We start from the raw sequence: 11,804 nt of genomic DNA on the forward strand, positions 1-11,804 counted from the left end.
GAGCGACGCCTGACCGTTCAATGCGTCATTCGGCGCGGTGGTGGTCACGGTGCCGGTGGTCTTACCGACTTCAATGGTGATGCTCTGACCGTTAGCCAGAGTGACCACGACAGGCGAACCGGTGACCGGCGCGCCGACAGTGGCGGTGTAAGTGACGGTGCCGCCTTCAGCCACGGTGGTGTCGGCCGTCAGCTTCACGGTCGAGGTGTCAATGGTGTCAGTGACGTCGGTCACGGCTGGCGTGGTGCTCGGGACCAGGTTTTCGAAGTTGCCGCCAGTGGCGTCCTTGATCGTGACTTCGACTTTGCCGGCGTCTTTATAGACGTCATCGGCGGGCGCCGGAACGGTCACGGTGCCAGTGGTTTTGCCGGCCTCGATGGTGATCACCGAACCGTTCGACAGGGTCACGGTAACAGGCGAGCCTGCGGCGTTGGTCAGGGTCGCGGTGTAAGTGATCTGGCCACCTTCAGCCAAGGTACCCGTCGCGCTCAGCGTCAGGTCGGTGGTGTCAGTGGTGTCGGTGACCGTGGTGCTGACCGGGGTTTTGTCAGCTACCAGATCTTCGTAATTGCCGCCGCTCACGCCCGTGATTGCGTTGGTGATCGGCGCGTGGCCGGTCAACGCATCGTTTGGTGCAGTGGTGGTCACGGTGCCGGTGGTTTTGCCGATTTCGATGGTGATGTTCTGGCCGTTGGCCAGGGTCACGATCACTGGCGAGCCAGTCACCGGCGCGCCGACGGTGGCGGTGTAAGTGACGGTGCCGCCTTCAGCCACCGAGGTGTCAGCCGTCAGCTTTACGGTCGACGTGTCGATGGTGTCAGTGACGTCGGTCACGGCTGGCGTGGTGCTCGGCACCAGATTCTCGAAATTACCGCCAGACACATCCTTGATGGTGACTTCGACTTTGCCGGCGTCTTTGTAAACGTCATCAGCTGGCGCCGGAACAGTCACGGTGCCAGTGGTTTTACCCGCGTCGATGGTGATCACCGAGCCGTTGCTCAGGGTCACAGTGACTGGCGTGCCAGCCGGGTTGGTCAGCGTCGCGGTGTAAACAATTGAACCGCCCTCAGCCACGGTGCCAGTCGCAGTGAGCGACAGGTCAGTGGTGTCGGCGACATCGGTAACAGTGGTCGATACCGGGGTCTTGTCGGCAACCAGATCTTCGTAATTACCACCGGAAACACCGGTGATCGAGTTGGTCAGCGGCGCATTGCCGGTCAACGCATCGTTAGGGGCGGTGGTGGTCACGGTGCCGCTGGTTTTGCCGATTTCGATGGTGATGTTCTGACCGTTGGCCAGGGTCACGATCACTGGCGAGCCAGTCACCGGCGCGCCGACGGTGGCGGTGTAAGTGACGGTGCCGCCTTCAGCCACCGAGGTGTCAGCCGTCAGCTTTACGGTCGACGTGTCGATGGTGTCGGTCACTTCGGTCACGGCTGGAACGGTGCTAGGCACCAGATTCTCGAAGTTGCCGCCGGAAGCGTCCTTGATGGTCACTTCAACTTTGCCGGCGTCTTTATAGACGTCATCGGCTGGCGCCGGAACGGTCACGGTGCCAGTGGTTTTGCCTGCCTCGATGGTGATCACCGAGCCATTGCTCAGGGTCACGGTGACTGGGGTGCCGGCAGGATTGGTCAGGGTCGCGGTGTAAACAATCGAACCACCTTCGGCCACGGTCCCGGTTGCTGTCAGCGACAGGTTGGTGTCGTCGATCGAGTCGGTAATGGTGGTGGTCGCTGGCGTCGTGTTCGGCACCAGGTTTTCGAAGTTGCCGCCGGTAGTACCGGTGATGGTGGTGCTGACGGTGCTGCCATTGTTGTAAACGTCGTTGGCCGCAGTTGGCACGTTGACGGTGCCGGTGGTCTGGCCGGCGTCAATGGTGATGGTCGAACCGTTCGACAGGGTGATCGTCACCGGAGTCTGCGCAGCATTGGTCAGCGTCGCGGTGTAAGTGATCTGGCCACCTTCGACGACCGTACCGGTGGCGGTAAGGCTCACGCTGGTGGTGTCGATCGAATCGGTAACGGTGGTGGTCGCAGGCGTAGTGTTCGGCACCAGGCTTTCGAAGTTGCCGCCAGTGGCGCCGGTAATGGTGGTGCTGACGGTGCCGCCATTGTTGTAGACGTCATTGGCCGCCGTCGGCACGTTGACGGTGCCGGTGGTCTGCCCAGCCTCAATGGTGATGGTCGAACCGTTCGACAGGGTGACCGTTACCGGGGTTTGCGCCGGGTTGGTCAGAGTCGCGGTGTAGGTGATCTGGCCGCCTTCGACCACTGTGCCGGTGGCGGTCAGGGTCAGATTAGTGGTGTCGATCGAATCGGTGATGGTGGTCACCGCAGGTGTCGGGTTCGGCACCAGGTTTTCGAAGTTGCCGCCGCTGGCACCGGTGATGGTGGTGGTGACGGTGCTGCCGTTGTTATAGACGTCGTTGGCCGGTGTCGGCACGTTGACGGTGCCGGTGGTCTGACCCGCGCCAATGGTGATGGTCGAGCCGTTCGACAGGGTGACGGTCACCGGGGTTTGCGCCGGGTTGGTCAGGGTCGCGGTGTAAGTGATCTGCCCGCCTTCGGTGACACTCGGCCCGGCCGTCAGGGTGACGGTGGTGGTGTCGATGGTGTCAGTGACCTGGGTCGTGGCCGGAGTGGTCGGCGGGGTCACGGTGATGCCATTGCCGCCGGTGGTGCCGGTGACGGTCACGTCGATCTGGGTCGGGTCGTTGTAAACGGTGTCGTTCGGCGCCAGCGGCACATTGACGGTGCCAGTGGTTGCGCCTGCCGGAATCACAATCACCGCGCCGTTGGACAGGGTGATGGTCAGGTCGGTCAGTGGCGCCTGGGTCAGGGTCGCGGTGTACACCAGCATGCCGCCGGCTTCGGTGATGGACGGCGTGGCGCTGAGGCTCAGGGTCGAATCACGCAAGGCGTTGGTAGTGGTGTCGGTGGTCTGGCCGCCGGTGATGTTTTGCGCGGCTTGTCCGCCAGCGTTGATGCCTGCAGTCGGGAAACCAATGGTCGGGTCAACGCGGCCAGCGGTGGCGTCGAGCATGACGAAGCTGTGACCACCACCGGCGGCACCGCCCGTGCCTGCGGCACTCGGGCCGGCAGCAGTGGCGTCCAGCGCGGTGGTCGGGTCGACACCGGCGGCGATGGCTTGCTGCAGTTCGGCTACCGACGGCGCTGCCTGCGCTGTGGCCTCGGCCAGGTCAGTGCTGGAGTCAGGCGCGTTGGCGCTCCACTGGGTTTCTCGGCCCAGATCGAGGGTGCGGCCATCAGCCAACTCAAGCGACACGGCGCCGGAGAGGCCGGTGTCGATCTGGTCACCCACGAACAGGCGATCGCCTTCAACGAGTACGCGACGTACACCCTCAGGGGAGACTACAAATACCTGACCGACAATGCTTTTGACGATGGCAACAACACTGCTCATTGAAGACTCTCCGGGGGTGTCACGTTCAGTTGACTTCCATAGACCTGATGGCTTTGGGTGCCGATTCAGTCTGGACGTACTTTAAAAATTTGCGAAACAAGTTTGACGCGTCTAATCGTCAATAATTTGGCTATATTCTTTCGCTATTAACTTTATGCCAAACTATTGACCTTCTGGGTGCCATCCTAAACAATCGCCCCACTAATGTCACATTGATATTTCCGCGGCGACCTGTCCTTTAGCGTGTGATCCAGTTCCTGTTTTGAACTTTCCGACATACGGTCAATCTGGTTGCCATCATCCGACGCAGCGCCACGTTTTGCTGTGATTCAAGACAAGAAGTTCTGGGAAATTCCTATCATGCGTTCGCCCCTGCTTTTCGCCGTACCCTTCGCCCTCGCCGCCTCTTTTGTACAAGCACAATCCTTACCAGAAGCCATGCAGCAGGCACTGGATGTCCATCCGGAAATCCAGGCAGGGGTCAACAGTCGTTTGGCTGCGGATTATCAATTAAGAGCGGCGAAAGGGGGATACCTGCCGAAGGTCGATCTGCTCGGTGGTTATGGCCGTGAAGGCACCGACAGCGTGACCACTCGCGCCAACTCCGGCGGTAACCACTACGAAACCCTGAACCGCAGCGAGTCAAGTTTACGTCTCTCGCAAATGGTCTTCGACGGTTTTGCGACGTCCAGCGAAGTCGGGCGTCAACAAGCCACCGTTAACTCCCGTGCTTACTCGCTGCTCGGCACTTCCGAGCGCACCGCACTGACCGTCGCCCAGGTCTACCTGGACGTGCTGACCCGTCGCGAATTCGTGCGCTTGGCCGAGGACAACCTCAAGAGCCATCAGCGCATCTACGACCAGATCCAGTTGCGCACCCAGCGCGGCGTCGGCAGCGGTGCCGATCTCGATCAAGCCGAAGCGCGGATGGCCCAGGCTCGCAACAACCTGATCACCGAGCAGACCAATCTGGCCGACTCGGAAACCAACTTCCTCAGCGCCGTCGGCCAGATGCCTGATCAACTGGAGCGGCCGGCACCGTTCATGGCGATGATGCCGGCCAACCTCAATGAAGCGCGTCAGCAGATGCTGGAAAACAGTCCGATCCTGCGTTCGGCAGAGTCCGACATCGCCGCTGCCGAGAAGCAGTACGAAACCGCCAAGTCGACCTTCTACCCGCGTTTCGACGCCGAACTGGGCCGTACCGCCGACAACGATCTCGATGGCCAGAACGGTCACAACAACGAATGGCAGGCAATGCTGCGCATGCGCTTCAACCTCTATTCCGGCGGCAGCAACAAGGCTGATCTGGAATCCAAGTCGTACCTGTCGAACCAGGCGCTGGACATCCGCAACAACGCCCTGCGCCAGTTGAACGAAGAACTCGGTCTGGCCTGGAACGCCTTGAACAACGCTAACGCGCAGGTGCCGATCGCGCAGCAATACGTCGATCACAGCACCTCGGTGCGCACCGCTTACCAGCGTCAGTTCAGCCTCGGCGAGCGCACCCTGCTCGATTTGCTCGACAGCGAAAACGAGTTGTTCACCGCTTCGCGGCGTCTGGCGGAAATCAAAAACATTCAGTTATTTACTCAGTACCGAATCAAGGCGACCATGGGCGAGTTGCTCAGAAGCCAGGGAGTGGTCGCACCGTTGGCATCCGTTGTGCAGAACGACGTGAAACCCAAGGTCCAGCTGCCTGGGATGAATTGAGTTATCCCTTTTCAACTGTCAAAGAGTGTCGAGCGTGGAATCAGAAGTCAGTCGAGTTCAACTCAGTCATGATCCACGCGCGTTGCACGACGATCCTTTACTGGACGGTCTGCTCGCCCTTTGCATGCTGCACCAGAAGCCCGCCAGCGCGGCGATGCTGACCACCGGCCTGCCGCTGCCAAAACAACGCCTGAGTGTCGAGTTGCTGCCCCGCGCGGCGGCTCGCGCCGGCCTGCAAGGTCGGGTGCTGCAGCGCAAACTGGAAGAAATTCCGGCGATCGCCATGCCGGCATTGTTGCTGCTCAAGGATGGCCGCAGCGCCGTCCTCCTCGGCTGGCAGGGTGACCACGAAGCGCGGGTGTTGCTCAGCGAAACCGACGGCGGCGAGTCCATCGTCAGTCGCGAACTGCTCGCTGACGATTACACCGGCAAAGTCTTCTTCGCCCAGCCGCAACACAAATTCGACGTCAACCACGGCACGCTGATTCCACGTGCCCGCTCGTGGTTCCGCGACACCCTCAAGCGCTCGCGCTGGCTGTACGCCGATGCGATCGCCGCGAGTTTCCTGATCAACATCATCGCCATGGCCGCGCCGCTGTTCGTGATGAACGTCTACGACCGCGTGGTGCCGAACCAGGCCGAAGCGACCCTGTGGGTGCTGGCGCTGGGCATCACCGGCGCCTATATCTTCGACCTGGTCCTCAAAAGTCTGCGCAGCCTGTGCCTGGACCTGGCCGGGAAGAAAACCGACCTGATCATCTCTGCGACGCTGTTCGAGCGCATTGTTGGCATGGCCATGAAGTACCGCCCGGCGCGGGTCGGCAGTTTTGCGCAGAACATCCATGAGTTTCAGAGCCTGCGCGACTTCCTCGCCTCGCTGACCCTGACCAGCCTGATCGACCTGCCGTTCACCATCCTCATCTTTATTGTCATCGCCATTCTCGGCGGGCACTTGGTGTGGATTCCGGTGTTGGCATTCCCGATTGCCTTGCTGATCGGCTACGCGTTGCAGAAACCGCTGGTGGCGACCATGGAGCGCACCATGGCCCTCGGTGCCGAGCGCCAGTCGAGCCTGATCGAAACCCTCGCCGGCCTCGACGCGGTGAAGGTCAACAACGCCGAGAGCGAGCGCCAGTACCAGTGGGAACAGACCATCGGCACCCTCAGTCGCCTCGAACTGCGGGTGAAAATGCTCTCCGGCCTGGCGATGAACATCACCCTGCTGATCCAGCAACTGGCCGGGGTGATCATGATCGTCTTCGGCGTCTACCAGATCATCGCCGGCAACCTGAGCATGGGCGGTCTGATTGCCTGCTACATGCTCAGCGGCCGCGCCCTCAGCCCGCTGGCGTCGCTGTCCGGTCTGCTGACCCGTTACCAGCAGGCGCGGGTGACCATGACCTCGGTCGACCAGATGATGGAGCTGCCACAAGAGCGCAATTTCGAAGAACGCCCGTTGAGCCGCAAGGTTCTGCAAGGCGCGATCGAGTGCCGCCAGCTCAACTTCACCTACCCGGAACAACAGAACCCGGCGCTGAAGAACATCAATCTGGTGATCCGTCCCGGCGAGAAAATCGGCATCATCGGCCGCAGTGGCTCGGGCAAGAGTTCGCTGGCGAAACTCCTGGTTGGCCTGTATCAGCCGGACGACGGCGCGTTGCTGGTCGACGGTGTGGATATTCGCCAGATCGATGTCAGCGAGTTGCGCTACAACATCGGCTACGTGCCGCAAGACATCCAACTGCTGGCCGGCACCCTGCGTGACAACCTTGTCTCCGGCGCACGTTATGTCGAAGACGAGCTGGTCCTGCAGGCGGCCGAACTGGCCGGCGTCCACGAATTCGCCCGTCTGCATCCACAAGGTTACGAGCTGCAAGTCGGCGAGCGCGGGCAGAACCTCTCCGGCGGACAACGGCAGAACGTGGCACTGGCCCGGGCGCTGTTGCTCAATCCACCGATCCTGTTAATGGACGAGCCGACCAGCGCCATGGACAACACCGGTGAAGAACGACTCAAGCAACGCCTCGCGGCAGTGATAGAAAACAAGACTGTGGTGCTGGTGACGCACCGGGCGTCGCTGCTGTCGCTGGTGGATCGCCTGCTGGTGGTCGACCGTGGGCAGATTCTCGCCGATGGCCCGAAAGCCGCCGTGATGGAAGCGTTGAAGAAGGGGCAGATCAGTGTTGCTTAAGTCGGGTTTCAAGGATTCGATCCGTCGCTACTTCAAAGGCTCTGCCTCGCTGCAGGGCCAGCCGCTGCCGGAGGTCAACAAAGCGCTGATCGAAGACGCCCCGCGCGTCGTGCGTCTGACCATCTGGGCGATCATCGGCTTCTTCATCTTCCTGCTGCTGTGGGCCAACTTCGCCGTGATCGACGAAGTGACCAAGGGCGACGGCAAGGCGATTCCATCGTCGAAGATCCAGAAAATCCAGAACCTCGAAGGCGGGATCATCTCCGAACTGTTCGTCAAGGAAGGCCAGATCGTCGAAGCCGGCGCACCGCTGATTCGCCTCGACGACACGCGTTTTGCCTCCAACGTCGGCGAAACCGAAGCCGATCGCCTGTCGATGCTGCTGCGCGTAGAACGCCTCAGCGCCGAAGTCGATGACCGTCCGCTGAATTTCCCCGAAGACGTGCTCAAGGCTGTGCCGGGACAGGCGAAAAGCGAAGAGTCGTTGTACATCAGCCGTCGCCAGCAACTGCACGACGAGATTGGTGGTTTGCAGGAGCAGTTGATTCAGCGTCAGCAAGAGCTGCGCGAATTCGCCTCCAAGCAAGCGCAATATCGTCAGCAGCTCGGCTTGCAGCGGCAGGAAATCAACATGTCCGAGCCGTTGGTGGCGCAGGGCGCGGTGTCTCCGGTGGAAGTGCTACGTCTGAAGCGTGCCGAGGTGGAAACCCGTGGTCAGCTGGATGCGACGACGCTGGCCATCCCGCGCGCCGAATCGGCGATCAAGGAAGTGCAGCGCAAGATCGACGAGACGCGCGGCAAATTCCGCAGCGAAGCGCTGACGCAACTCAATGAGGCGCGCACCGACCTGAACAAGGCCAGCGCGACCGGCAAGGCGCTGGAAGACCGGGTCAGCCGCACGCTGGTGACATCGCCGGTGCGCGGTATCGTCAACAAGCTGCTGGTCAACACCATCGGCGGGGTGATCCAGCCGGGCAGCGACATGGTTGAAATCGTACCGTTGGACGACACTTTGCTGGTCGAAGCCAAGATCCGTCCGCAGGACATTGCCTTCCTGCATCCGGGGCAGGAAGCGATCGTCAAGTTCACCGCGTACGACTACACCATTTACGGCGGGCTGAAAGCCAAGCTTGAGCAGATCGGCGCCGACACCATAACCGACGAAGACAAGAAAACCACTTACTACATCATCAAGGTGCGCACCGAGCGCAGCCACTTGGGTACCGATGAAAAGCCGTTGCTGATCATTCCGGGGATGGTCGCGTCGGTGGACATTATTACCGGCAAGAAGTCGGTGTTGAGTTATCTGCTCAAGCCGATCATTCGTGCGCGGGCAGAGGCGTTGCACGAGCGTTAATTTTTTAGTGGCCTCACTGGCCTCATCGCGAGCAGGCTCACTCCTACAGGGATCGCATTCCTCCAGATGGAATGCGATCCCTGTAGGAGTGAGCCTGCTCGCGATAGCGACGGCCCAAACACCGCATCTCGGTCAATAAGTGACAAAAACCGTCACTCACCACTCAGTCCATTCCTCACCATTCGCCATATCGTTATTCATTAACGGTATTTAATTTCCAATTCTTATAGCTATAAAGTCATCCCCCTGCGTACCTGCCGACCAATCGGCGCGCCGCACGACCTGAACCAACACGCAATCCAGCGTGAGTGTCTGATCGACGAGCGCGCCCGTGAGCGTGCCGTGCGTGGGAGATGGAAAGATGTCCGCAGCTACTGCTTCCCCAAGCGCCGCGACCGCCGCGCCGCAATCCTTTGAAATCCGCCCGTTCAGCGGTGCCGTCGGCGCCGAAATCATCGGCCTCGACCTCAGCCGGCCGATCAATGATCAGGACTTCGCGCGCATTCATCGCGTGCACCTGGATCACCACGTCGTGGTGTTCCGCGACCAGCAAATCACCCCACAGCAGCAGATCGACTTCAGCCGCCGCTTCGGTGTGTTGCAGATCCACGTGCTCAAGCAGTTCCTGCTGGCCAATCACCCGGAAATCCTCATCGTTTCCAACATCATCGAAAACGGCCAGAACATCGGCCTCGGCGACGCCGGCAAGTTCTGGCACTCCGATCTCTCCTATAAAGAGCTGCCAAGTCTCGGCTCGATGCTCCATGCACAGGAGTTGCCAGAGGAGGGCGGCGACACGCTGTTCGCCGACATGCATAAAGCCTGGGACAGCTTGCCGGCAGCGTTGCGCAAAGCGGTCGAAGGCCGCAGCGCTGCGCATTCCTACACCGCCCGTTATAGCGAAACCAAATTCGAAGGCAACTGGCGCCCGACCCTGACCCCGGAGCAACTGGCTCAGGTCGCCGAAGTGGTGCACCCGGTGGTGCGCACTCACCCGGAAAACGGCCGCAAGGCGTTGTTTGTCAGCGAAGGCTTCACCACGCGCATCGTCGGTCTGCCGGAGGACGAGAGCCAACAACTGCTGAGTGAGCTGTACGCCCACAGCGTGCTGCCGCAAAACATCTACCGCCATCAGTGGCAGCCCCACGACCTGGTGTTCTGGGACAACCGTTCGCTGATCCATCTCGCCGCCGGCTGCCCCGCGCACCTGCGCCGCAAGCTGTATCGCACGACCATTCAGGGCGACGCGCCTTTCTGATTCGCCGGAGATTGATCAAATCATGAACGCTCCCTTGCCAGGCCACGCGGCCAGCAACCCGATCGCTCGCAGCGAAGCACTGCTCGCCGTCGATCACGTCAGCCTCGAATACCGCACGCCGCAACGCGTGGTGCGCGCCACCCACCAGGTCAGTTTTGAAATCGATCCGGCCGATCGCTACGTGCTGCTCGGCCCGTCCGGTTGCGGCAAATCCACCTTGCTGAAAGCGGTCGCCGGGTTTATTCAACCGTGCGAAGGCGAGATCCGCCTGCAAGGCCAGCGCGTCGATGCACCGGGGCCGGACCGGATTGTGGTGTTTCAGGAATTCGATCAACTGCCGCCGTGGAAAACCGTCAAACAGAACGTGATGTTTCCGCTGCTCGCGTCGCGCACCCTGAAGAAAAAAGAAGCGGAAGAGCGCGCGTTGCACTATCTGGAAAAGGTTGGGCTGGCGGCGTTCGCCGATGCCTATCCGCACACTTTGTCCGGCGGCATGAAGGCGCGCGTGGCGATTGCCCGGGCGTTGGCCATGCAGCCGAAAATCCTCTTGATGGACGAACCGTTCGCCGCGCTCGATGCACTGACCCGGCGCAAAATGCAGGAAGAATTGCTGCTGCTCTGGGAAGAGGTGCGTTTCACATTGTTGTTCGTTACCCACTCGATTGAAGAGGCGCTGGTGGTCGGCAATCGCATCCTGCTGCTGTCGCCGCATCCGGGTCGAGTGCGCGCCGAAGTGCACAGCCATCAATACGATCTGCACAGCCTCGGTGGCGTGGCGTTTCAGGAATCGGCGCGGCGCATTCATCGCCTGCTGTTCGACGAAGGCCAGTCGCCGGAAACCGAGCGTGACCACGACTTCAACGACATTCGCATTGCCTATTGAGCGGCCAGGAGGACTACCCGATGAGCCATTCATCATCCGTGCGTGAAGAGTTTGAAATTGTGCTGGAACCGTTGACGCAGGTGCCGGTCGAGCGTGAGTTGTCCCTCGGCACGCGACTGTGGCAACAGGGCTGGCTGCGTAAAAGCCTGATCCTGATTGTGCTCGCCGTCGTGTGGGAAGTGGTCGCGCGGATTCAGAACAATGACCTGATGCTGCCGAGTTTCTTGCAGACCAGCCATGCGTTGTTCGACGGGCTGCTCAGTGGTGAGTTATTGGCCAAGGTGTGGATATCGCTGGTGGTGCTGATCAAGGGTTATCTGATCGGCATCGTTCTGGCATTTGCCCTGACCACCCTTGCGGTGTCGACGCAATTGGGCCGTGATCTGCTGAGCACGATGACCTCGATGTTCAATCCGCTGCCGGCGATTGCCCTGTTGCCGTTGGCGCTGCTGTGGTTTGGCCTGGGGCAGAACAGCCTGATTTTCGTCCTGGTGCATTCGGTGTTATGGGCGCTGGCGCTGAACACCTATGCCGGGTTTCTCGGTGTCTCGGAAACCTTGCGCATGGCCGGGCGCAATTATGGTTTGAAGGGCTTGCGGCTGGTGCTGTTCATCCTGATTCCGGCAGCGCTGCCGTCGATTCTCGCCGGGCTGAAGATTGGCTGGGCGTTTGCCTGGCGCACGTTGATTGCGGCGGAACTGGTGTTTGGCGCGACCAGTGGCAAGGGCGGGTTGGGCTGGTACATCTTCCAGAACCGTAATGAGCTGTACACAGACAAGGTGTTTGCCGGGTTGGCGGTGGTGATTCTGATCGGGTTGCTGGTTGAGAATCTGGTGTTCGATACGCTGGAGCGGGTGACCGTTAAGCGGTGGGGGATGCAGCGGTAACTCTGTGGCGTTGCGTCTGGCCTCATCGCGAGCAGGCTCACTCCTACAAGTGATCTGCGTAGGACACAAAATCTGTAGGCACTGAAGAT

7 protein-coding genes are annotated in these 11,804 nt (G+C 60.6%); 6 read left to right on the forward strand and 1 reads right to left on the reverse strand.

The features are described from left to right. Positions 1–3,426: retention module-containing protein (locus tag H8F23_RS28920; protein WP_228759290.1), on the reverse strand; the 3,426-nt coding region annotated here is incomplete at its 3' end. 360 nt (positions 3,427–3,786) lie between these two features. On the opposite strand from H8F23_RS28920, the gene H8F23_RS18240 reads away from it, so the two are divergent. From H8F23_RS18240 to H8F23_RS18265, 6 genes are all read left to right on the forward strand, one after another. Next, positions 3,787–5,139, forward strand: a complete 1,353-nt coding sequence (locus tag H8F23_RS18240; RefSeq protein ID WP_194935313.1) for a TolC family outer membrane protein — start codon at positions 3,787–3,789, stop codon at positions 5,137–5,139. Positions 5,140–5,173: 34 nt separating this feature from the next. Further along, on the forward strand, positions 5,174–7,330 hold the full coding sequence (locus H8F23_RS18245; RefSeq protein WP_194935314.1) for a type I secretion system permease/ATPase: 2,157 nt from the start codon (positions 5,174–5,176) through the stop codon (positions 7,328–7,330). Continuing rightward, positions 7,320–8,687 (forward strand): HlyD family type I secretion periplasmic adaptor subunit, encoded by a 1,368-nt coding sequence (locus H8F23_RS18250; protein WP_007918311.1) that lies wholly within the window; start codon positions 7,320–7,322, stop codon positions 8,685–8,687. The genes H8F23_RS18245 and H8F23_RS18250 overlap by 11 nt, the downstream gene beginning before the upstream one ends. 361 nt (positions 8,688–9,048) lie before the next feature. Further along, entirely contained in the window at positions 9,049–9,945 is an 897-nt protein-coding gene (locus H8F23_RS18255; RefSeq protein WP_194935315.1) for a TauD/TfdA dioxygenase family protein, read from the forward strand. A 22-nt stretch (positions 9,946–9,967) separates the two neighbouring features. Then, positions 9,968–10,828: an ABC transporter ATP-binding protein gene (locus H8F23_RS18260; RefSeq protein ID WP_016985557.1), complete on the forward strand. Its 861-nt coding sequence runs from the start codon at positions 9,968–9,970 to the stop codon at positions 10,826–10,828. Positions 10,829–10,848: 20 nt separating this feature from the next. Continuing rightward, positions 10,849–11,715 carry an ABC transporter permease gene (locus H8F23_RS18265; RefSeq protein ID WP_194935316.1) on the forward strand — a complete coding sequence of 289 codons (867 nt, stop codon included), beginning with the start codon at positions 10,849–10,851 and terminating at the stop codon, positions 11,713–11,715. Positions 11,716–11,804: the final 89 nt, after the last annotated feature.

Source organism: Pseudomonas neuropathica (assembly GCF_015461835.1).
In the GTDB taxonomy this organism is placed as follows: Bacteria; Pseudomonadota; Gammaproteobacteria; order Pseudomonadales; family Pseudomonadaceae; genus Aquipseudomonas; species Aquipseudomonas neuropathica.